The organism is Bacteroides sp. MSK.18.37, from assembly GCF_019129155.2.
GTDB classification, from domain to species: Bacteria; Bacteroidota; Bacteroidia; order Bacteroidales; family Bacteroidaceae; genus Bacteroides; species Bacteroides ovatus.
This window is the reverse complement of sequence record NZ_JAHOIB020000001.1, coordinates 6190720-6213016: the sequence shown is the minus strand read 5'-3', so window position 1 is coordinate 6213016 and position 22297 is coordinate 6190720. Positions and strand designations below refer to the sequence as shown.

The window sequence follows — 22297 nt, the reverse complement described above, 5'->3', positions numbered from 1 at the left end:
AAACTAAAATAGATGATGAAAAATGTGGCTGTATCGTTAATGGCAATCTTTTTCGCGGCATGTAGCGGCAATAAGAGTCCCCATTCTCTTCAACAAGAGAAAGAGGATCTTAGTGCAAAAGGACTACTGCAGGGAATTTGGCTGGACGATGAAACGGAGAGCCCGTTGATGCGTGTAGAAGGAGATACTATCTACTATGCAGATGTACAAAGTACTCCCATTGCATTTAAAATAATACGGGATACTCTTTATACTTATGGAAATGATACTACTTATTACAAGATTGATAAGCAGGCAGAACATATATTCTGGTTTCATTCCATAACGGATGATGTAATTAAGTTGCATAAATCCGAAGATGCCAATGATTCAATCTATTTTGTCCGTCAGGAATTAGTCATTCCGGCATATACGGAAGTAACCAAACGCGATAGTGTAGTGACCTATAATGGCACTCGCTATCGCGCATACGTATATATTAATCCTTCTAAAATGAGAGTCATCAAGACGACTTATTCCGAAGACGGGATTAGCATGGATAATGTATACTATGATAATGTGATGCACATTTGTGTGTATGAAGGTAAAAAGAGCCTGTTTGCCAGCGATGTTACCAAACAGATGTTTGACAAAGTACTTCCTGTCGATTTTCTGGAGCAATCCATCCTGTCAGATACAAAGTTTATGAAAGTAGACCGGAACGGTTTTCATTATCAAGCTGTCCTGGCCATTCCGGAAACTTCCATATATAGCATTGTAAATATGGAAGTAAGTTTTAAAGGAGATTTGACTATCACTTCATCCAAATAAAAAAGCACCATACATTCAGATCGTATAGTGCCGGATTAAAAAAGCCTTGCTTTAATTTTGTCTGGGGGGAGACGGACGGTTATTTCTCTTTCCTCCGTTATTATTATTCCTTTTTCCCCGGAAATCTTTTCTTTTGTAGTTGCCACCCTTGCCCTTGCTAAAAGAACGCGGTTTGTATTCCGGAGCTTCTCCCAATTCTTCAGGAATAGGAATTTTATAAATCTCTTTTTCCAGAAAGTTCTCAATACTTTTGAAGTTACTTTGTTCTTTCTCGCTGATGAACGTAAGTGCTACACCATCATTGTTGGCACGTGCTGTACGTCCGATACGGTGTACATAGTCTTCGCTGTCGTGAGGCACGTCGAAGTTGATAACCAGGCGGATATCATCGATATCTATACCACGTGCAACGATGTCCGTAGCTACCAATATATTGATTCGTCCGGCTTTAAACTCATGCATAACAGTTTCCCGTTGAGCCTGTTCCAGATCCGAATGCATTTCCCCTACGTTCAGTTTCATGGATTTCAAAGCCTTGGCTACTTCCTTGACCTTGATTTTAGAAGATGCAAAGACAATCACACGTTCCGGAACTTCATCCATAAAAAGACTGCGTATGATTCCCAGCTTTTGATTTTCGTAGCAAACGTATGCTGCCTGAATAATCTTTTCTGCAGGTTTGGAAACTGCGAGCTTTATCTCTGACGGATTATTTAAGATTGTGTTTGCCAATTGCTGAATCTTTGCAGGCATTGTTGCAGAAAACATGATTGTCTGTCGTTCCTTCGGCAGATATTTCGCAATTTGCATGATATCTTCATAGAATCCCATGTCGAGCATCCGGTCTGCTTCATCCAGAATAAAATAAGAAACCTTGGAAAGATCTACATATCCAAGGCTTAAATGGGCGATCAGACGTCCGGGAGTAGCAATAACAACATCAGCTCCTAAAGTGAGTCCTTTTTTCTGTTGTTCGAACAATATTCCATCATTTCCACCGTATACGGCAACACTCGATACCGGCATGAAATAGGAAAACCCTTCCATTTGCTGGTCGATCTGTTGGGCCAATTCCCGGGTAGGAGACATGATGACACAATTAATCGCATCTTCCGGATGTTTACCTTCAGATAATTTATTCAATACAGGCAGTAGAAACGCGGCCGTTTTACCTGTTCCTGTCTGTGCTACTGCGATCAAATCTTTACCCTCAAGTATGATTGGAATTGCCTGCTCCTGTATAGGCGTACATTCGTCAAATCGCATGGCATCAAGCGCCTCAAGCACATTTGCATTTAATTGTAGTTCGGAAAACTTCATTCTTTTATTTAATTTGTCAGCAAAGATAATCTATTTTTTGGTCTAATTACATATTCAAGTAAGAATCTTTGAATCCGAGGAAATAGAGCACTCCATCCAGTCCGATGGTGTTGATCGATTGCTTGGCATTTGCCACCACTTTAGGCTTTGCGTGGAAAGCAATTCCCAGTCCGGCAACCCCTAGCATAGGGAGGTCGTTAGCTCCGTCTCCTACGGCGATGGTCTGTGCAATATCCACCTTTTCCACTTGTGCAATGAGGCGGAGCAGTTCGGCTTTCCGTTTTCCGTCTACTACATCTCCCAGGTAACGTCCGGTCAGTTTGCCGTCAATAATTTCCAGTTCGTTGGCATAGACGTAATCTATACCGTATTTCTTTTGCAGGTATTGACCGAAATAAGTGAATCCTCCCGAAAGGATGGCGATTTTGTAACCGTACTTCTTCAATACATACATCAGCCGTTCTACGCCCTCTGTGATAGGCAAACTCTCGGCTATTTCCTGCATGACCGATTCGTCCAGCCCTTTCAATAGTGCTACACGGCGGGTAAAGCTCTCTGTAAAGTCTATTTCTCCACGCATGGCGCTTTCTGTGATGGCCTTTACTTCGTCGCCTACACCGGCACGGATAGCCAGTTCGTCAATCACCTCTGTTTCGATTAATGTAGAGTCCATATCAAAACAGATCAGACGGCGCATACGACGGTACATATTATCCTGTTGGAAAGAAAAGTCCATTTCCAGTTCGCTGGCCAACTTCATCAGCTTCTCCTGCATCGCAATGCGATCTTTCGGAGTACCTCTCACTGAAAATTCGATGCAAGCCCTGGTGCGTGCATCTGCCTGACATTCATCCAACGGGATACGACCTGTCAGACGTTTGATAGCATCAATATTCATGCCCTGCTCGGCCAATATGCTTGTAGCGGCAGAAATCTGTCGGGCGGAAAGCTTGCGTCCCAGAACCGTCAGGATATAACGGTTTTTCCCTTGCATACCTACCCAGTTTTCATATTGCTCGGTGGTGATAGGTTCAAACCGGATGGTCACTCCCAGAGAAGAAGCCTTGAACAACAGTTCCTTCATAATGAATCCGGAATGTCTTTCTTCACTCTTGAACAGGATACCCAGCGATAATGTATTATGAATATCTGCCTGGCCGATATCAAGAATCGTGGCATCATATTTGGCAAGGATTTCGGTCACGGAAGCAGTCAGTCCCGGGCGATCTTCGCCGGTAACTCGAATCAGAATCAATTCAGTATTTGATGGTTGCATAAAAAATAGACTTTAACGCTGCAAAAGTAGAGAAAAAAGTTCGTTTTTATGCTAAATAACATAAAAAGTTATACCCCAAAAGTAAGATTTTTGCTTATTTGCTTGGAAGTTAATTTAATATTTACTTACCTTTGCACCCGGTTTCAAAAATAAAGGCTCTGATAATCAGCGGATTCCTCTTCGCCTGATGCCTGAAAAGACAACGTTTCGGGAAGAAACCACTGTTTAAGGACAGTCCCGGATAGTATTAACTAAAACCGAATTACATGAAGCATGTAAAATGGATTTTTGTTGTATTACTGATTTGTTCCTTGACCGCTTTCGTTGAGAAAGACAAACCTACCGGAGGTTTGAGTGAGGGTGACGTAGCCCCTGATTTTAAAATCGAATCTACGTCAAACGGGCAACCCGCCTTTAAATTGGGAAATTTGAAAGGTAAATATGTGTTGCTAAGTTTTTGGGCAAGTTATGACGCGCAGTCCCGGATGCAAAATGTAAGTTTGAGCAATGCGCTTCGTTCTTCTCATAATGTGGAAATGGTTTCTATTTCATTTGACGAATATCAGTCAATATTTAAGGAAACCGTTCGTAAGGATCAAATAGTTACGCCCACTTGTTTCGTGGAAACAGAAGGCGAGGATTCCGGTTTATTTAAGAAGTACCGTTTAAACCGGGGATTTACTAACTATTTATTGGATGGAAATGGTGTAATTATAGCCAAAAACATCTCTGCTGCAGATCTTTCTGCTTATGTAAAAGAAGTCGGTTAACGATTTTAAGAATGTAAGGAGAAAGAGGGATTTTCCAAATCACCGTCAGGTGAAAATAATGGAGAATAGACAAAAGAGGAAATGGATACAACAAAAAAGTTCCGCCTACACTTGGGGATATTCAGTAAATGTTCCTCTTTCTAAAAAATCAAGAGAAAAGCTTTGCTTTACGTGAGCTTTTCTCTTGATTTTTTCGTTCAACTCTCCCAGTCTTCTATCTTTTTTGTACAATATTGTTTACATATTCTTGTTTTTTCCTTCCCACCCTTGCATTATGTACATGTCTTTTTTAGGGGAAGTTAAAACCTCTCCTGTTTTTCCTGTTATTTTAGTCAGATTATGCTGCCTTTCTTTTTTTCTTTTCGACCTTTTCTATCATACATACCGCATTGGCTGTATGTATCCCAAAGAAAATCCAAAGTACTTCCGTTTTCCTGTTTCTAGCTTTTATCCTGGCCAGTGAGTAATGTTGTTTCTGCGTTCCAAAACTTCCTTCCAGGCGGGTAGCTCTTTCACGGCTGAGTTCCGACCGTAAGATTTTCCGAAGCGGCTCATCTTTGGCAGCTCTGCCCTTACGCTTAAAGGAAGTACTTATATGATATTTTGTACAAAATTTCCGGTTGGCATTATTGGCATAGATTGAATCCGCCGCAAGCGCCTTAACCCTGACCCCGGTCAGTTGTTGTTGCAGATGAATACAGTCTTTCAAACGTACTCCTTCGTTAAAAGCCTTAAAGGAGATATGTTCTATAAAGGAGATTCCGTCTATCTGTATATTGTTGACTTTGGCTCCGAATTCAACGGATTTGGTTTCCTTGCCTCTGATAATGGGACGAAGGTAATGCCGGTCGATACTCACGATACGGTTGGACACTTTTTTGCCTGCAAATAAATTTTTCCCTTGCTCAAGGACTGTCTGTATGACCGAGAAACGTCTTTGGTAATCAGAGGATAGTGTAAGCCTGTTCCTGTAGGATGAATGAAGCTGCTCCAGCTGGTCAAGTAACTTTTCCAATAACTGAAGTAACCTTCGTGTAATCATACGAGTCTGTGATTTCTTGCGTTTACGCAGTTTGCTATAAGCAAGATAGGCACGGCGTACATCAAGATACTTGTTACGGGGACGTTGTATGTGCAAGGTCTGGCAATGTTTGCACAGATGACGATGAAGCCATACAATACCTTCCCATAAGAGTTTGGTATCAGTAGGAAAGCGCAGATGACTTTCATAACAGGTGGCATCGGTCATACAGACATGAAGGTTCTCAAGATAAGGTTTCCAATGCTCGGCAAGAATGAGCTGGAGGGACTCAATATCAAGGCGATCCGCTAGTTCCTGACGAATTGCACTGACGATTTTAGGATTGGTCAGTGGATGAAGCGGATCAATCTGAATACCACAAAATAACTGGTAATGAATATTACCGTTTAAATGCTCAATCAGTTGTGCATCGGAAAAGTTGGTATAGGACTTCAAGACCATCAAGGCTATTTTACCTTCGGGAGAAAAATAACTTTTACGCCCCAAAGGAGAGGACTTCAAATGCATTTGTCGGGCCAGTTCCGAGAAAGGGAACAGAGAATGGAGTCGACCTAATTCACTCGTTGCAAAACTTTGACGATATTTTTTAAGCATATCGAACTCGGTAAAACCTAAACAAGGTTCGATTTCTGAGATTTTTTGTATCTTTACCATGTGTTTTTATTTTTAATTCCCCCCGTTTTGGCCGTCAAACCGTTTTTGGGGGGGAATGCTTAAAGATACAAAAAAGGCAACTAACTCGCAATGAATTAGTTGCCTTAAATTTTATTATTTTAGGAATATCCCCACTTGCATTAGCAAGAATAGGCGGAACTTCTACTTTTATACTCTTCGTTTATCCGGTGCATCCAAAACCTTAGGGCAATCTATGGATAGAATCCGTGAAGACTGCGGAAGGCTTGCCTACCTTTTATTTAGGTGCCTTCTGGTACAAGAAGAATGCGATACCCGCATAAAGGATATTAGGAATCCAGACTGCAACGGCAGGCGGCACATTTCCGTTCACGGCAAAGGTGGAAGTAATCGTCTGGAACAGGATATAAGAGAAACTTAATCCTAATCCGATACCCAGATGAAGCCCCATACCGCCTTTCGTTTTTCGGGACGAAAGCGATACACCGATGATAGTAAGGATGAAAGAGGCGAACGACATAGCGATTCGTTTGTGATATTCAATCTCAAACTCCTTGATGTTGGCAAATCCTCTTCGTTTCTGTTTGGCGATATAATCGCTTAACTCGGGACTGGTCAGCATTTCCTGCTGGTTTTTCATGATAAGAAAGTCAGAAGGTTCCATGTTGATGATAGAGTCTATCCGGTCTCCCTTAGTGATCTTTTCCTTTAAACCATCCAGTTCGCGTACCATATAATCGTGGATCGTCCATTTATGAACGGTGGTGGTATCGTAGGTAATCCGTCGTGCAGTCAAATGTGAAACCAGCTTTTTATCCACAAATTTGTCCAATGAAAAGCGGTTACCGGTTTTCATTGCGTTGTTATAGTTGTCGATATATGCAATCACTCCGCTATCCACTTCCAGCTGCACATTGCTTACCGAGTTTTGTTTCTTTGGTTTGATATACCGGTCTTCAAAATTCAGACGCGTAACACTTCCTTTCGGAATCACATACGAACTTAGTGTGAAAGTGACGAGGGCGATGATAGCGGCAGAAATCATGTAAGGGCGCATCATCCTCTTAAAGCTCATACCGGTGGAGAACATCGCAATAATTTCGGAGTTTTCTGCCAGTTTGGAGGTAAAGAAAATAACAGCAATGAATACGAACAACGGACTGAACAGATTGGAGAAATAGGGGATAAAGTTCATGTAGTATTCAAAGATAATTTTATCCCATGGAGCTTCATGCTCCATTAGTTTGTCCATCTTTTCGTTGAAGTCAAATACCACTGCAATAGAAATGATTAGTGCAATAGCAAATACGTATGTCCCCAAGAACTTCTTGATGATATACCAGTCCAGCCGTTTTATAAATCGATTGCTTTTCATTTCTTATAATCTAGTTGATACTCTTTTGACCATCATCGGTTTCCAGGTCGAGAAATCTCCGGCGATAATGTGCTTTCTTGCTTCCCCTGCCAGCCACAGATAGAATGCCAGATTATGTATGGAAGCGATTTGCATAGCCAGTAGCTCTTGCGCATGGAAAAGATGGCGCAAATAAGCCTTGCTGTATAATGTATCCACGCAAGAGGCTCCGTCGGCTTCGATAGGAGAGAAGTCCGTTTCCCATTTCTTGTTCCGCATATTGATAATGCCATCTTTGGTGAACAACATGCCATTTCGTCCGTTTCTTGTAGGCATAACGCAGTCGAACATATCCACGCCGCGTTCTATTCCTTCAAGAATGTTGACAGGAGTTCCGACACCCATAAGGTAACGGGGTTTGTCTTTGGGGAGTATTTCATTGACAATCTCGATCATTTCGTACATCTTGTCTACCGGTTCGCCTACCGCCAAACCACCGATGGCATTCCCGTCAGCACCTTTGGACGCTACAAACTCTGCAGATTGCTTGCGCAGGTCGGGATAAACACATCCCTGCACGATGGGGAAGAGAGACTGATTATAACCGTATTTAGGTTCTGTCTCGTTAAAACGTTGTATACAACGGTCGAGCCATCTGTGGGTTAATCCTAATGACTTTTTGGCATACTCGTAATCCGAGTCGCCCGGAGGACATTCGTCAAAAGCCATCATAATATCCGCACCGATGGTACGTTCTATGTCCATCACCTTCTCCGGAGTGAAGATGTGCTTGCTTCCGTCGATATGCGAACGAAATTCGGCTCCTTCTTCACGCAGTTTTCTGATTCCGGCTAATGAAAATACCTGAAAACCACCGCTGTCAGTCAGCATGGGGCGGTCGAAACCGTTGAAACGGTGCAGCCCGCCTGCTTTCTCGATCACATCCAGTCCCGGACGCAAATAGAGGTGATAGGTATTACCCAGAATAATCTGTGCCTGGATATCTTCTTTCAATTCGGTCAGATGTACTCCCTTCACAGTGCCCAGTGTGCCCACCGGCATGAAGATAGGTGTTTGTATCTGCCCGTGGTCTGTTGTTATCAGACCGGCACGGGCATTACTTTTAGTGTCTGTATATTGTAACTCAAATGTCATTCCTGGCTGGGTTTCTTAACAGATAAATCAATAGGATCCGCTACTTTCTCGTTAGTCAATGCAATAGCGAATACCTCTTTTATATCGTTTACATAGTGGAAAGTCAGTCCTTTCAAATAAATATCTTGAATTTCATCTATGTTCTTTTTGTTCTCGGCACTCATGATGATTTCCTTGATTCCGGCACGTTTGGCTGCCAATATCTTCTCCTTGATGCCACCCACAGGAAGCACTTTGCCGCGAAGAGTGATTTCTCCCGTCATGGCAATGTTGGCTTTCACTTTTCTTTGAGTCAGGGCAGAAGCCAGTGAAGTGGCCATCGTGATACCTGCTGACGGACCATCTTTCGGAATAGCCCCTTCAGGAACGTGGATATGGATATTCCAGTTATCAAAAATCTCTTCATTCAGACTAAGGACAGAAGCATGCGCCTTGATATATTCAAGTGCCAGCATAGCAGATTCTTTCATCACATCTCCCAGGTTACCGGTCAATGTAAGACGTCCGCCCTTGCCCCGGCTTAAACTGGTTTCTACAAATAAGATTTCGCCTCCGACAGCTGTCCATGCCAATCCGGTGACTACACCTGCGTAATCATTTCCCTGATACTTGTCGCGTGTATATTCCGGTGCTCCAAGGAAATCATACAAATCTGTCGGTTTGATTTCCGTCTTGGCGAAATAACCGTCCGTAGCATATTGACGGGCTGATTTGCGAAGAATCTTACCGATCTTCTTTTCCAGCTCACGAACACCGCTTTCACGGGTATATGACTCGATTATGGCTTCCAGTGTATCTTTGGGAAGTTTAATATCTGTCTTTTTAAGTCCGTTGGCTTCCAATTCTTTGGGGAGCAGATGCTTGCGGGCAATCTCTACTTTTTCTTCTGTGATATATCCGCTTACCTCAATCAATTCCATACGGTCGAGCAACGGGCCGGGGATTGTATTCAGGTTATTGGCTGTTGCAATAAACAATACCTTGGAGAGGTCATAGTCTACATCCAGGAAGTTATCATGGAAAGATGTATTCTGTTCCGGGTCGAGCACTTCCAGTAATGCAGAAGAAGGGTCCCCCTGACGGTCAGCACTGACCTTGTCTATTTCATCCAAGATGAAAACAGGATTAGAAGCACCGGCTTTTATCAAGCTCTTGATGATTCGTCCCGGCATAGCGCCAATATAAGTCTTACGATGACCGCGAATCTCTGCTTCGTCATGCACACCGCCTAAAGACATACGTACATATTTCCGTTTGAGCGCAGATGCGATGGATTTTCCAAGAGATGTTTTACCCACTCCCGGAGGGCCATACAAACAGATAATCGGTGATTTCATATCACCTTTCAGCTTCAATACGGCTAGATGTTCTAAAATACGTTCTTTTACTTTCTCCAGTCCGTAATGATCTTTGTTCAACGTCTTTTCTGCGTTTTTAAGGTTCAGATTGTCAGTTGTATAAGTACCCCATGGGAGATTGAGCATCGTTTGCAGATAGTTGAGCTGTACGCTGTAATCCGGAGATTGCGGATGAGTGCGTTCCAGTTTGGCAAGTTCTTTCATGAACGTGTCTCTGACTTCTAAATTCCAGCGCATTCTTTCTGCCTTCTGGCGCATTTCCTCTATTTCCTGCTCCTGACCGCCGCCACCCAGTTCATCCTGGATGGTCTTGATCTGCTGTTGCAGGAAGTATTCGCGTTGTTGCTGGTCGATATCTTCGCGGGCACGCATTTGGATGGATGCCTTGATTTCTGCCAACTGCACTTCACGGTTCAGAATTTCCAGTAAGTGATAAGTGCGTTCACGCAATGAGTTGATGCTCAACAAGTCCATCTTCTCATCTTTCTTGAACGGCAGGTTTGAGCAGATGAAATTGACCAGGAACATTGAGTTGTTGATATTTTTAATAGCAAACGACGAATCCTGATGCATCACATCTGATGATTTGATGTATCTCATTGTCAAGTCCTTGCAAGTTTCCACCAGGGCTTGAAACTCTTTATCATCTTTGCCAGGGACATCTTCCTCCAAAAGTTCTATTTCACCTTTCAGGTACGGATGAGTTTCGATGATGCTAGTCAGACTTAAACGTTTCATTCCCTGAAGAATGACAGTTGTTGTCTGATCGGGCATTTCCAATATCCGCACAATTCGTCCTACGGTACCGATATTGTGTAAATCTTCCAGTTTCGGATCTTCTGTATGTGCCGATCTCTGGCATACTACTGCAATATCTTTATGTTTCTTGTCAGCATCTCGTACGAGTTTCAGTGAAGACTTACGGCCTACCGTGATCGGCAGGAATACTCCAGGAAACAATACCATATTACGTAAGGGGAGTACCGGAAGAATTTCACCAGATTTCACATTTACATCAAATGCTTGTTCATCGTTCCCATCATAGTCTGTGATTAGCGAGAAGCTGTTATCGCCTCCATCTTCCAATAAATATCTTTCTTTCATCTTTTCGTTTTAATTTAGTTTATGCCATACTGATATGCATAAATCGTTTGCAAAGTTAATTGATTCTCTCTAATAATAAAGCACTGCGTAGAATAAAAACACAAAAACAATGCCAAAATATCGGCTTGTAAAGGGAGTATTCCATAATTATTATTTATTTTTGGCGATTTGCAATAAAATAATAGTATAAAACGGCTTTAAGATAAACGGATAAAATGTCGAATCCTTATTTTCAATTTAAGCAATTTACGGTATGGCATGATAAATGTGCCATGAAAGTCGGTACGGATGGGGTGCTTCTGGGAGCTTGGACTTCCGTTGAAAGTGCGCACCGGATTTTGGACATTGGGACGGGAACAGGGTTGGTAGCTTTAATGTTGGCGCAACGCAGTTTGCCGGATGCAAATATTGTAGCGTTGGAAATAGATGAAGCGGCTGTCGGGCAAGCCAGGGAAAATGTTATTCGTTCGCCCTGGAAGGAGCGGGTAGAGGTGGTGCAGGCTGATTTTAGGAAATACAGGTCTTCGGATAAATTCGACGTAATTGTTTCTAATCCTCCTTATTTTGTCGATTCGCTGGAATGTCCGGATCGTCAGAGAACCGCGGCGCGTCACAATAATTCTTTGAGCTATGAAGATTTGTTGGAAGGAGTAAGCGGATTATTGACAGAAAACGGATTTTTTACAGTGGTGATTCCGGCAGATGTAGCTGAACGGGTAAAAAAGATAGCTTCTATAAAGAAATTATATGCAGTCCGTCAACTGAATGTAATCACTAAACCCGGCGGTATTCCGAAACGTGTTTTGATTACTTTTTCTTTTTCCAATCAAGAGTGCATTGTAGAAGAACTATTGACAGAACTGGCTCGTCATCAATATAGTGAGGAATATATGACGCTAACCCGGGATTATTATTTGAACATGTAAAAGGGTGACGCTATCCGGTAAAGATAGTGACGGTATATGCTTGCGATAGTGACGGTATCGCTGTCATATACCGTCACTATTTCAAAGCTAGTTCAAAAACGCTATTTTGAGATCTTCGTTCTATTCCTTTCTAACTCATAATTCAAAAGAGTAATTTCTAGCTTTTGAACACTATTTTCTAGCAGTACTTTCTGAAGTTGCTCTTGAAGTGAAATTATTATTTTGTCTTTTGATAGTCTTAAATTCAATAAGCTGCTACAATAACTATACTACTCTTTTAAATTATTTGTTTTGTATATGCTTTATTTTAAATTCTTTCAGTGACTTTTCTATCTTTTGATAAAGGTCTGTTGTTTTTGTTGAGTATGTAGATAAAGAGCCCCTAGGCTCATCTGCGAATCTGAATAATTCATCTGTATCTGCATATATTGATACTAACTCATTATAAGCATCTTTACAACTGGAAGGATAATCATTTAGTTGTGGCATTATAGCCTCGATTGAATCTCTCTTTTGTTTTAGTCTCTTATAGGTATCTGTTGTGATAATAAACTCCTGATGCTTCGCTAAGGCTTCATTGAAATCAGTGCAATATTCTCCATTGTATTCATGATCGTAAATTACTTTTCTCCAAGTATCACAATAATGAAGAGTTATTGCTTCACTTAAATCAGCTTCTTTCTCAATCATAGAAGCGGTATTAGAGAGTTTTGCTATATACTCCTTTTCTGAATTACATGAAACCAAAACTATGGCTAGTATCGCACTCAAATAAAAAAACTTTTTCATCATATCGTTATTTTTGTTACACAATCAATTTATTAGAATCCTGTTTGTAATACTGTATTAGAGTATTACAAGATTGATATTTTATATTCAAAAAAACATTTATTTTATTACTTGAAGAATATCCAATGATACGCTTATTTGATTCTTCTGGAATTCTAAAATTCAGAAAGGGACTTTGTGAATGCGAATATAGTGAAATGAAAATAACAACGAGCATCAGCAGAGTTTTCTTCATGTGTTTAAGTATTTTGTTTGTTATCGTTTTCTCTATAAACAATGTTTGTATTTCCGCTATAAAGTTAACGCAAAACATTGATAACGCCAAAATAAAAGGGTAGTAAAGTTAACAAAATAGATTTTTACTCTAAATTAAATAAGAAAATGAGGATAATGCTAGAAACCTGTTCAAAGATAGTTCAAAGAATTGCCCTTTTTATTTGCCCCCAAACGGGGATAATTACACTTATCCTATATATAATAAAAAAGCCAATACTAATTGTACTGGCTTTATTTTGTGAATCTTGACTTGATTTTCTTCGTCGGGGTAGCGGGATTCGAACCCACGACCCCCTGCTCCCAAAGCAGGTGCGCTAACCGGACTGCGCTACACCCCGAAAAACTTTTAACTTAATAACCCTCTTTTTTGTAGTCGGGGTAGCGGGATTCGAACCCACGACCCCCTGCTCCCAAAGCAGGTGCGCTAACCGGACTGCGCTACACCCCGCTACTTTTTTGAAGGGTTGTTCTTTTCAAAAGCGGTGCAAAGATAGGGAGTATTTTTTAATTAACAATAGCTAAACGAATGTTTTTTACCTATTATTTCTCAATACCTTGAATCTCATCACTTTGCGACCGCACTTTTTTTTCTTGTCAGAGATTAGAAGTATCATCGGACATCGTAATTCATCTTTTCATCTCCTCTTTCACCTTTTCTCTGTCTCTTCGATGAATAGGGAGTTTGCGGGTGAAGGGCAACAACTTCACCACCTCTTCACCTGTAAGCGATTAGGTTTCAAAAATAGTTTCAATCCTTGAAACACTTCGTTTCTCGGTGTGAAACACTTTGTTTCATTAGGAGAAACACTTTGTTTCAAGGCGTGAAACTTTTAGTTTCAAATGGGGTTGAAACTAATAACGAAATAGCTTGACTAATCTTGCTCAATGATGTAATCAGGGTAAGCGGCTATTTGATTTTGTTCACGATGAAAAGAAGGTGAAAGAACGGCTCTTCACCTGCAAACTCCCTGTTAATCGGTGATACAGAGGAAGAGTGAAGGGGATGGAAGAATTGTGCCTATTATAGAGAAAGAATATTAAATTGTTCATAACTGTACCGGAGTGAACAAGCTCATAATGGTATATTGGGGGTGGTTGCCCCGTACATAAATTATCTGTGAGTATGAACTATCTTTCGATGTTTGCTGTTTTATAAATAAGAATTTTAAAATGAAAAGCCTTATGAAAACAAGAAAACAAAAAGAAACAGGTGAAAAAGAAGTGCACTTGTTAGAGCAAAAAGGATATGAAAGAATGGTGAATGAGATTGTCCCCGTTCAACAAGCGGAAGCATATCGCAAGCCAACTAATAAAGCGGTCAAAGAGGCGGTTAAGGAGTTAAATCCCGATACAAATAGTCTGGGTAGTAGAGGATAAGTAATTCCTCTACTACCCAGACTAATCATCGTATTAAAGGATTCGGGAGGCTTTCGGTGGTTCTCATTTAGGGAAAGTAAGAATAAAACAGCTTCCTTTCCCTATTTCTGATTTTACGTTAATACTTCCGTCATGCAAAGTCATGATCTGTTTGCACAGGCTCAATCCGATGCCCGAACCGGATGTTTTGGTGGTGAAGAAAGGAACGAAAATCTTGTCCAAAACATCTGTTAGAATTCCCTCGCCATTATCAGATATTGTTAATGTCGGGTTGTCTTTAGAGAAAAACTTTATCTGTATCTCTTTATCTATTTTTCGCTCGCATGTTTCGCGGGCGTTTTTTAACAAGTTGATAAGCACTTGCTCTATCTGTGCCCGGTCTACATATAAAAATAAATCAGATGCAGGCATTTCGAAATGAATATACTCTTCCGGGAATAATTTCTTTAAGTCCATAAACAATTCTGCAACAGATACTTTAGTACGGACAGGTATCGGAATTCGTGTCAGTCGCCGGTAATTCTCCACAAATCCTAGTAATCCCTTACTTCTTCTGTGAATAGTCTGCATAGCTTGCAACATAGCAGAATACTCCTTTTCTCCGAGTGATTCGGGGATTCCCCTTTCACTTAACGTTTCCGAAAGAGAAATAATAGGAGTGATGGAGTTCATGATTTCGTGTGTTAATACACGAATCAGCTTTTGCCAGGCCTCCATTTCATTACGTTCCAGTACAGAATGAATATTCTTCAGACTGATTAACCGCTGTTTCTTCCCCTGTGTAGCAAATGTGGTGCAGGAAATAGCCATTTCCAGAACGATACCATTCTGCTCGATGCGGATCATGGACATATCATTGCTGATAGAAGCCTCCTGAAGTACGTCCGGTAGTTGTGATATTTGCCCCAGATGGGCCACTGCAGCCTGATTCATCCATTCAATGTGCCCGGAAGCATCGGTTACGAGTACGACAGTATCTACTTTATTTAATAAACTCTCGTAATACTGATGCTTGACTTCCTCTGCCAATAACTTTCCCCGAAAGTCCTTCAATGCATTAGAAAGCTCCTGTGCCCACTCATCCATCATCTTATTTTTGAAAGGCGGATGAAGATTCTGCGTCATATCGTTGTAGCGAAGTCCATCCGTCAATCGTCGTAACAAGGTGATTTGCTTGAACTGTATTCGGTAGAGATGCATACCGGCACCTATCAAAAAGAGAATACAGACGGTAGTGCTGAACCATAACTGTCTTTGATACAGCAGACAACTGCCGATAGAAAGCAGAAAAATAATTAAGATGTGCAATGCTACTTTGAACTCAAATCGTTTCATAAGCCTAATTTTTCAAGTTTGCGATACAATGCAAAACGGGTAATCCCTAAATATTCGGCAGCACGGGAGATGTTTCCGTCGCTGATCCGGAGCGCTTTCTCAATGGCCTGCCGTTCCAGTTGTTCGAGATTCAGTACCATTTCTTCGTCCTTTTTCTGTTTAGGTGTCGCATGAAAAAGGAAGTTTTCAGGTTTTAGCATGGAGCCGTCTCCCAAGATTACAGCACGTTCTATCGTATGTTGAAGTTCTCTCACATTTCCAGGCCATGCATATTTCAGCAGTTTGTTTTTGGCTTCCCGTGTCAGTCCGTGCATTTCTTTTTTATATTTGCGGGCATAATGGTTCAGAAAGTGTTCGGCAAGCAGGATGATGTCATTGCCGCGTTCACGGAGTGGAGGTATATGTATTTCAATCGTGTTGATACGATATAATAAGTCCTGACGGAAATTCCCGTCTTCCACCATCTGACGGATATCAGCATTGGTGGCACATATTAAACGGACGTCGATGGGAATGGTTTGCGTACTTCCCAAACGACTGATTTGCCTTTTTTCGATAGCAGTCAGTAATTTAGACTGCATAGGAAGTGAAAGATTGCCAATTTCATCCAAAAACAAAGTCCCGTTGGTCGCCACTTCCATTCGTCCCGCTTTTGATTTCTTGGCATCGGTGAAAGCGCCTTTTTCGAAACCGAACAGTTCACTCTCAAACAATTGTTCGGGTATACTTCCCAGGTCAATCGTGACAAAAGGTTTGCCGTATCGTGGAGAACAACGATATAATAGTCGGGCAATCACATCCTTTCCCGTACCGTTTTCTCCGAGAATCAGTATATTGGCATCCGTATTACTTAGTTTATTTATCGTGGCAAACACTTCCTGCATGGCCGGTGACTCTCCAATAATATCATTTTCCGAAGCATTTTGCCCGCTAAGAATTTCTACTTGCTCTTTCAGCATGTTGACTTCCTGCTGTGACTGACGCAGTCGCATACCCGAAGTAAGCGTAGCCAGCAATTTATCCTTTTCCCAAGGCTTGGGAATAAAATCGGTAGCACCGGCTTTGATGGCCCGGACGGCCTTGTCCGTATCCGCATAGGCAGTCATAAAAATAACAATAGCTTGTGGGTCAAGCTGCAATATCTGCTTCAGACTTTCAAATCCCTCTTGTCCGCTGATGGCATCCCGGCTGAAATTCATGTCCAATAAGATAAGATCGGGATGAAAGGTGGTCATGAAATGCTCGATCCGATCGGGGGTAGTAGCCACCTTTATTTTCTCCGTATACGGTTCCAGTAGGAGGTTGAGGGCAAAGAGCACGTCCTCGTTATCATCTACTATGAGTATCTTTCCTAATTTGTTGACTTCTTCCATATCTTCTATCCATTTAAACTCCGGGAGCAAAGATATGGATAAATCTCATGTGTTGTGTGTGCGATTGCGCACTAATTTTGTGCGTATATGCACACTGAATGAATGAAAGGAATATTACTATATTATTGAATGATAACTGTTTATCTGAATGGCACATCTTTTGAATGATAAATAACAAATATAACCAACGAATGAATCTGAAATTAATCTTCATATCTCTCGGACTATTGTTGACAGAACTATTGACTGCTCAAGATCAAACCACAGAGCTGTCATTGAAGCAAGTCATAGAGATTGCCCGTATGGAATCTCCCGATGCACAGACGGCACGCCACAGTTTCCGTTCTGCGTATTGGAACTATAAATATTATCGTGCCAATTATCTGCCGTCTTTAAGCCTGACATCCGATCCGAATCTGAACCGTGCCATTAACAAGATAACGATGGGAGACGGTTCGGTAAAGTTTGTCGAACAAAATCTATTGAATACAGATTTAACCCTGAATCTTTCACAGAACTTATCCTGGACCGGTGGCTCTTTCTTTCTCGAAACCTCCGCTCAACGCATGGATCTGTTCAGCGAACATAAATACTCATGGCAGACTTCCCCCATAATGATCGGTTATCGCCAGTCTCTTTTTGGCTACAATAGTTTGAAATGGGATAGACGGATAGAGCCCGTGCGCTATCAGGAGGCAAAGAAAAGCTACGTAGAGACGCTTGAACTCGTATCAGCCAATGCGATTAATAAATTCTTTGCCTTGGCCACCGCCCAGAGCGATTACGATATTGCTTCCTTTAATTACGCCAATGCCGATACACTTTACCGTTATGCGCAAGGCCGCTATAACATAGGTACCATCACAGAAAATGAAATGCTGCAACTGGAACTTAACCGTTTGACGGAAGAGACAAACCGCATGAATGCCCTTATTGAAATGGATAATTGTATGCAGGAACTCCGTTCCTATCTTGGTATTCACGAAGATCGGGAATTACGTGTCCTTGTCAGTCCTCAAATTCCGGATTTCAGTGTGAACCTGAATGAAGCACTGGCACTGGCTTACGAAAACAGTCCGGATATACAGACGATGGAAAGGCGGAAACTGGAAAGTGAGAGTGCTGTGGCGAAAGCCCGCGCCAATGCCGGCCTGAAAGCAGATATCTATCTCCGTTTCGGATTGACGCAGACTGCTGACAAACTGCCCGACGCTTATCGAAATTTGTTGGACCAGCAATACGTAAGTATCGGCATTTCTCTTCCTATCCTAGACTGGGGACGTGGAAAAGGACAGGTGCGAGTAGCCCGTTCCAATCGTGATCTGGTTTACACACAAGTCGAACAGAGCCGGACGGACTTTGAACTGAACGTTCGTAAACTCGTCAAACAATTCAATCTGCAAACGCAACGTGTCCGGATCGCTGCCCGCACGGATGAGACAGCCCAACGAAGAAGTGAAGTGGCCCGCAAACTCTATCTATTAGGTAAATCTACCATTCTTGACTTGAATGCTTCCATTTCAGAGAAAGATAGTGCCCGCCGTAACTATATTTCGGCTTTATATAATTATTGGAGTTTATATTATACACTCCGTAGCATGACACTATATGATTTTGAGCGAAATACGATACTGACAGAAGACTACCATCTTCTGATTGAATAGAGAACAACGAAAAGTCAGTAAAGAATAGTGATGGAACCCTAATTAATAGAAACTTGTAAAACACCAGATAATCTCATGGATATAAAATTAGAAAAGAAACCGTGGTACATTCGTTACAGATACTATCTGATAGGAGGGCTTTTATTTGCCGCCTTTTTGATTTATGTGATTACTTTGTCTTTAGGTCCCAGAAAACTACGGATAGATGCCGAAAATATACAGATTGCAGAAGTGAAAGAGTCTGATTTCATGGAATATGTAGATGTGGAAGGGCTCATTCAGCCTATACTGACCATCAAGATCAATACTCGTGAAACTGGAAGCGTGGAAAGGATTGTCGGTGAAGAGGGAAGTTTGCTTCAGCAGGGAGACACCATTCTTATTCTTTCCAATCCCGATTTGCTCCGCAATATTGAAGACCAGCGTGACGAATGGGAAAAGCAAATGATTACCTATCAGGAGCAGGAGATTGAAATGGAACAAAAAAGTCTGAACTTGAAACAGCAAGCCCTGACAAATAGCTACGAATTGGAACGCCTGAAAAAAAGCATCGCTCTCGACCGCGAAGAATTTCAGATGGGAGTGAAGAGTAAGGCGCAGTTGCAGGTAGCTGAAGATGAATATTGTTACAAACAGAAAAACGCAGCCCTGCAACAAGAGAGCTTGCGACATGATTCTGCTGTCACGATGATACGTAAGGAATTGATTCGTAACGACCGGGAGCGGGAACGGAAAAAGTACGAACGTACTCGCGAACGACTGAATAGCTTGGTGGTCACAGCTCCACTGAAAGGTCAGCTTAGTTTCGTAAAGGTCACTCCGGGGCAGCAGGTTTCCTCCGGTGAAAGCATTGCTGAAATAAAAGTGCTCGATCAATACAAAATCCATACTTCACTTAGCGAATATTATATCGACCGGATCACCACCGGACTACCGGCTACCGTGAACTATCAAGGAAACAAATATCCGCTGAAAATAACAAAAGTGGTTCCCGAAGTGAAAGATCGTATGTTTGATATTGATCTTATTTTTACCGGAGATATGCCCGATAATGTAAGAGTCGGCAAGAGCTTCCGGGTACAGATTGAATTGGGACAGCCGGAGCAAGCGCTCATTATTCCGCGAGGCAACTTCTATCAGTTTACAGGCGGACAATGGATTTATAAAGTAAATGCATCAAAGACAAAAGCAGTTCGCGTGCCATTGAATATTGGTCGACAGAATCCGCAACAATATGAAATAGTAGAAGGTTTACAGCCGGGAGATTGGGTTATTACCACCGGATATGATACCTTTGGCGATGCGGAAGAATTGATCTTGAAATGAATGAAAAATAACAAATAGATAAAACATGAAAACATTGTACTATGCGATACGCTTTTTGTTGCGTACAAAATCATATACTATTATTAATTTGCTCGGGTTAGCCTTTAGTTTAGCTTGTTGCATTATTTTGCTTCGTTATATTCATCGTGAGCTTACAGTAGACACACATTGCATTGATCGTAATCAAGTGTATGGTGTACAGACAACGTTTGAAGGAAATCGGGTATTAAGTGTGGCTGAAATAGGGAGCCGGGATAGTGTTTACATTGATAATAGTGGCATAGTGACGCGTTCACGCATCGTGTTGCTCGAAAATGATTATTTGACCTATCAGTCAAATCGTATTCCTGTTCAAGCTATGGCAGCAGATAGTGCTTATTTTGAACTTTTCCCTTACCGTGTGTTACAAGGTTCAGTGTCCTTGGAAGATCCGGCGTCAGTTTTGTTAATGGAGGGTTTTGCTAAAAAACTTTTCGGCAAAGAAAATCCTATTGGCAAGATTCTCACTTATTCGAATGGAAAGGAGATTAGGGTGACAGGCATATTAGAGGAACCAATTAATAAGCGGATGTTTAATTTTGACTTGGTCCTCTCTTCAAAACTATCATCATTATGGGAGCGTATGCCTTTGGATTTTATCCGTTTCACTTCAGAAACGGAAGTAATGAAAGCCAATAAGGCCGGGAGTTATCCCCGGTTTATCAATCAGGATGCTCGTAGCGGGGATAGTCGGAAATACACTTTCTCTCTAGTTCCTATAAGTGATATGTATTGGGATCGGGCTTTAATTGGTCGATCCGGACCAGATATGCTAGTTAGCGGAAACCGTTCCCAACTATTTATTTTAGGAGGAATTTGCCTGTTGATATTACTTGCAGGTGTGATGAATTTCATCAATCTTTATCTGGTATTGATGGTGAAACGAGGTAAGGTGTATAGCTTGCGGAAAGTTTTTGGAGCTGATAGAAAAGCGTTGTTTAAGCAAATATTCATAGAAAACTTTTTATTGATCGCTGCTTCCATGATAGTAGCCTGGCTCATTGTAGAGGTGACAAATATTCCTGTATCATCTATGTTTGGCAGTCAGCTGATGTATACTGCATTTGATGGGATATTATCATTCTCTATTTTGTTGTTTTTGCCTCTGTTAGTATCTATTTATGCGTTTGTGCAGTGCCAACGTTCTTTGTTGGCTGTTTCAATCCGGAAGGTAGGTACAGATAACCATTCGGTTCGTTCACGTATGATCTTTCTTTTTCTGCAATATATGATTACTTTCCTGTTAGTGGTATTATCAATCTATTTCAGCAAGCAACTGAATTTTATGTTACATACCGATCCTGGTTTTCGTGTAGAGTCTGTAATTCAAGCAAACTTGATATATGAATCACGAGATTTCGCAGTTTACACTATGGAGACTATCAAACAACGGCAAGAGAGGATTACTGAAATAGACCAACTCATGAAGAGTTGTCCGGATATTCAGTATTGGACGACGGGACATTCATCTATTTTGGGAGACTATTATTCTACAAACTTTCAAAGTGTAAAAGGAGAAACAGTTGCGTTGTTGCAATCTTATGTTACTCCTGATTTCTTTAAAGTTTTCAATCTTGCGTTTGTGGATGGAAGTCTGCCGGAAATGGATGAAGACTCAAGAAATAGAGTGGCCGTTGTAAATCGTGCGGCATTGAAAGCCTTAGGATATACGCAATGTGAGGGAGCTATGCTGGTTGATGAAATGATGAAAAGAAACGTCCCGGATTTTCCGGCTCAACCTATTGTTGCTGTAATAGACGATTATTATGACGGACATATTAGTACAGGTGTCCATCCGATGGTCTTTATGGTTGGTAGTCAATTAGACGGTGATTTATATCAGATATATTGCCACTCCGGCAAAGAACAGGCAGTTATTGACTATTTGAAAAGCATTCAAAAGAAAGTGTATGGTACAGAGGATTTTAAATATTCTTTGTTGAAGGACGATGTGGCTGAACTTTATAAAAATGATCGCCAGATAGCTTCTGTTTATGCTCTTTTCGCTTGTATAGCTATTGTAATAGTTTGTCTTGGCTTGTTTGGTATTTCATTATTTGACATTAGGCAGCGTTCCCATGAGGTTGCAATTCGCAAAGTGAATGGAGCATCACTGAAAGATTTATATCTTTTACTAGGACGCAAGTATCTTGTCATATTAGGTGGGGCTTTTGCAGTAGCTCTTCCATTATCCTGGTATCTGATATATGAATACACAAAGGATTTTGTAGTGAAAGCTCCTATAGGTATAGGAATCTTTTTGATAGCTTTGTTATTGGTTGGTGGTATTTCTTTAGGGACTCTATTCTGGCAAATAAACAAGATTGCGCATATTGATCCTGCTAAAATTATAAAAACTGAATGAATCTA

16 protein-coding genes and 2 tRNA genes are annotated in these 22297 nt (G+C 41.3%); 7 read left to right on the top strand and 11 right to left on the bottom strand.

The features are described 5' to 3' along the window. The first annotated feature begins 12 nt into the window (after nucleotides 1–12). Complete coding sequence (locus KSX81_RS23930) at nucleotides 13–810, top strand: DUF4738 domain-containing protein (protein ID WP_004295905.1); 798 nt, start codon at nucleotides 13–15, stop codon at nucleotides 808–810. Nucleotides 811–861: 51 nt separating this feature from the next. Here KSX81_RS23930 and KSX81_RS23925 read toward each other — a convergent pair whose 3' ends face one another. Together KSX81_RS23925 and serB are read right to left on the bottom strand one after the other, a co-directional pair. Continuing rightward, on the bottom strand, nucleotides 862–2130 hold the full coding sequence (locus tag KSX81_RS23925; RefSeq protein WP_004295906.1) for a DEAD/DEAH box helicase: 1269 nt from the start codon (nucleotides 2128–2130) through the stop codon (nucleotides 862–864). Nucleotides 2131–2176: 46 nt separating this feature from the next. Continuing rightward, the gene (gene serB, locus KSX81_RS23920) at nucleotides 2177–3406 is read right to left on the bottom strand and encodes a phosphoserine phosphatase SerB (protein WP_004295907.1); all 1230 of its coding nucleotides are present in this window, start codon (nucleotides 3404–3406) and stop codon (nucleotides 2177–2179) included. 266 nt (nucleotides 3407–3672) lie between these two features. Between serB and KSX81_RS23915 the strand changes: the two genes are divergently transcribed. After that, nucleotides 3673–4176, top strand: coding sequence for a thioredoxin-like domain-containing protein (locus KSX81_RS23915; protein WP_004295908.1), 504 nt, complete (start codon nucleotides 3673–3675; stop codon nucleotides 4174–4176). Between the two features lie 337 nt (nucleotides 4177–4513). On the opposite strand, the gene KSX81_RS23910 is transcribed toward KSX81_RS23915, so the two are convergent. The 4 genes from KSX81_RS23910 to lon all read right to left on the bottom strand — a co-directional run bounded on the left by KSX81_RS23910 (nucleotide 4514) and on the right by lon (nucleotide 10822). Further along, nucleotides 4514–5872: a transposase gene (locus KSX81_RS23910; protein ID WP_217726205.1), complete on the bottom strand. Its 1359-nt coding sequence runs from the start codon at nucleotides 5870–5872 to the stop codon at nucleotides 4514–4516. A gap of 256 nt (nucleotides 5873–6128) precedes the next feature. Next, nucleotides 6129–7226, bottom strand: coding sequence for an LptF/LptG family permease (locus KSX81_RS23905; RefSeq protein WP_004295909.1), 1098 nt, complete (start codon nucleotides 7224–7226; stop codon nucleotides 6129–6131). A gap of 3 nt (nucleotides 7227–7229) precedes the next feature. Further along, on the bottom strand, nucleotides 7230–8360 hold the full coding sequence (gene tgt / locus KSX81_RS23900; RefSeq protein WP_004295910.1) for a tRNA guanosine(34) transglycosylase Tgt: 1131 nt from the start codon (nucleotides 8358–8360) through the stop codon (nucleotides 7230–7232). Continuing rightward, nucleotides 8357–10822 carry an endopeptidase La gene (gene lon / locus KSX81_RS23895; protein WP_004295911.1) on the bottom strand — a complete coding sequence of 822 codons (2466 nt, stop codon included), beginning with the start codon at nucleotides 10820–10822 and terminating at the stop codon, nucleotides 8357–8359. The genes tgt and lon overlap by 4 nt, the downstream gene beginning before the upstream one ends. 215 nt (nucleotides 10823–11037) lie before the next feature. On the opposite strand from lon, the gene KSX81_RS23890 reads away from it, so the two are divergent. Further along, nucleotides 11038–11748, top strand: coding sequence for a tRNA1(Val) (adenine(37)-N6)-methyltransferase (locus KSX81_RS23890; protein ID WP_004295912.1), 711 nt, complete (start codon nucleotides 11038–11040; stop codon nucleotides 11746–11748). A 282-nt stretch (nucleotides 11749–12030) separates the two neighbouring features. Here KSX81_RS23890 and KSX81_RS23885 read toward each other — a convergent pair whose 3' ends face one another. The 3 genes from KSX81_RS23885 to KSX81_RS23875 all read right to left on the bottom strand — a co-directional run bounded on the left by KSX81_RS23885 (nucleotide 12031) and on the right by KSX81_RS23875 (nucleotide 13261). Beyond that, nucleotides 12031–12540, bottom strand: a complete 510-nt coding sequence (locus KSX81_RS23885) for a hypothetical protein (RefSeq protein WP_004295913.1) — start codon at nucleotides 12538–12540, stop codon at nucleotides 12031–12033. Nucleotides 12541–13076: 536 nt separating this feature from the next. Then, nucleotides 13077–13151, bottom strand: a tRNA-Pro gene (locus KSX81_RS23880). A 35-nt stretch (nucleotides 13152–13186) separates the two neighbouring features. Continuing rightward, nucleotides 13187–13261, bottom strand: a tRNA-Pro gene (locus KSX81_RS23875). 734 nt (nucleotides 13262–13995) lie between these two features. Between KSX81_RS23875 and KSX81_RS23870 the strand changes: the two genes are divergently transcribed. After that, on the top strand, nucleotides 13996–14190 hold the full coding sequence (locus tag KSX81_RS23870; RefSeq protein ID WP_004303066.1) for a hypothetical protein: 195 nt from the start codon (nucleotides 13996–13998) through the stop codon (nucleotides 14188–14190). Nucleotides 14191–14253: 63 nt separating this feature from the next. On the opposite strand, the gene KSX81_RS23865 is transcribed toward KSX81_RS23870, so the two are convergent. Beyond that, the gene (locus tag KSX81_RS23865) at nucleotides 14254–15525 is read right to left on the bottom strand and encodes a sensor histidine kinase (RefSeq protein ID WP_004295918.1); all 1272 of its coding nucleotides are present in this window, start codon (nucleotides 15523–15525) and stop codon (nucleotides 14254–14256) included. Next, on the bottom strand, nucleotides 15522–16898 hold the full coding sequence (locus tag KSX81_RS23860; protein WP_004318225.1) for a sigma-54-dependent transcriptional regulator: 1377 nt from the start codon (nucleotides 16896–16898) through the stop codon (nucleotides 15522–15524). The genes KSX81_RS23865 and KSX81_RS23860 overlap by 4 nt, the downstream gene beginning before the upstream one ends. A 191-nt stretch (nucleotides 16899–17089) precedes the next feature. On the opposite strand from KSX81_RS23860, the gene KSX81_RS23855 reads away from it, so the two are divergent. The 3 genes from KSX81_RS23855 (at nucleotide 17090) to KSX81_RS23845 (ending at nucleotide 22292) form a co-directional block, all read left to right on the top strand. After that, nucleotides 17090–18562, top strand: a complete 1473-nt coding sequence (locus tag KSX81_RS23855) for a TolC family protein (protein ID WP_004318226.1) — start codon at nucleotides 17090–17092, stop codon at nucleotides 18560–18562. Between the two features lie 75 nt (nucleotides 18563–18637). Then, nucleotides 18638–19888 carry an efflux RND transporter periplasmic adaptor subunit gene (locus KSX81_RS23850; RefSeq protein WP_004295921.1) on the top strand — a complete coding sequence of 417 codons (1251 nt, stop codon included), beginning with the start codon at nucleotides 18638–18640 and terminating at the stop codon, nucleotides 19886–19888. Between the two features lie 25 nt (nucleotides 19889–19913). Next, nucleotides 19914–22292 (top strand): ABC transporter permease, encoded by a 2379-nt coding sequence (locus KSX81_RS23845; RefSeq protein ID WP_004295922.1) that lies wholly within the window; start codon nucleotides 19914–19916, stop codon nucleotides 22290–22292. The last annotated feature ends 5 nt before the right edge of the window (nucleotides 22293–22297 follow it).

Excerpts from the sequence above, each read along its gene's own strand:
- KSX81_RS23845 (WP_004295922.1), top strand. The coding sequence starts at position 19,914 with ATGAAAACATTGTACTATGCGATACGCTTTTTGTTGCGTACAAAATCA.
- KSX81_RS23910 (WP_217726205.1), bottom strand. The coding sequence starts at position 5,872 with ATGGTAAAGATACAAAAAATCTCAGAAATCGAACCTTGTTTAGGTTTT.
- KSX81_RS23885 (WP_004295913.1), bottom strand. The coding sequence starts at position 12,540 with ATGATGAAAAAGTTTTTTTATTTGAGTGCGATACTAGCCATAGTTTTG.
- lon (WP_004295911.1), bottom strand. The coding sequence starts at position 10,822 with ATGAAAGAAAGATATTTATTGGAAGATGGAGGCGATAACAGCTTCTCG.
- KSX81_RS23905 (WP_004295909.1), bottom strand. The coding sequence starts at position 7,226 with ATGAAAAGCAATCGATTTATAAAACGGCTGGACTGGTATATCATCAAG.
- KSX81_RS23930 (WP_004295905.1), top strand. The coding sequence starts at position 13 with ATGATGAAAAATGTGGCTGTATCGTTAATGGCAATCTTTTTCGCGGCA.
- KSX81_RS23860 (WP_004318225.1), bottom strand. The coding sequence starts at position 16,898 with ATGGAAGAAGTCAACAAATTAGGAAAGATACTCATAGTAGATGATAAC.
- KSX81_RS23915 (WP_004295908.1), top strand. The coding sequence starts at position 3,673 with ATGAAGCATGTAAAATGGATTTTTGTTGTATTACTGATTTGTTCCTTG.
- KSX81_RS23855 (WP_004318226.1), top strand. The coding sequence starts at position 17,090 with ATGAATCTGAAATTAATCTTCATATCTCTCGGACTATTGTTGACAGAA.
- serB (WP_004295907.1), bottom strand. The coding sequence starts at position 3,406 with ATGCAACCATCAAATACTGAATTGATTCTGATTCGAGTTACCGGCGAA.
- tgt (WP_004295910.1), bottom strand. The coding sequence starts at position 8,360 with ATGACATTTGAGTTACAATATACAGACACTAAAAGTAATGCCCGTGCC.
- KSX81_RS23925 (WP_004295906.1), bottom strand. The coding sequence starts at position 2,130 with ATGAAGTTTTCCGAACTACAATTAAATGCAAATGTGCTTGAGGCGCTT.
- KSX81_RS23850 (WP_004295921.1), top strand. The coding sequence starts at position 18,638 with ATGGATATAAAATTAGAAAAGAAACCGTGGTACATTCGTTACAGATAC.
- KSX81_RS23865 (WP_004295918.1), bottom strand. The coding sequence starts at position 15,525 with ATGAAACGATTTGAGTTCAAAGTAGCATTGCACATCTTAATTATTTTT.
- KSX81_RS23870 (WP_004303066.1), top strand. The coding sequence starts at position 13,996 with ATGAAAACAAGAAAACAAAAAGAAACAGGTGAAAAAGAAGTGCACTTG.
- KSX81_RS23890 (WP_004295912.1), top strand. The coding sequence starts at position 11,038 with ATGTCGAATCCTTATTTTCAATTTAAGCAATTTACGGTATGGCATGAT.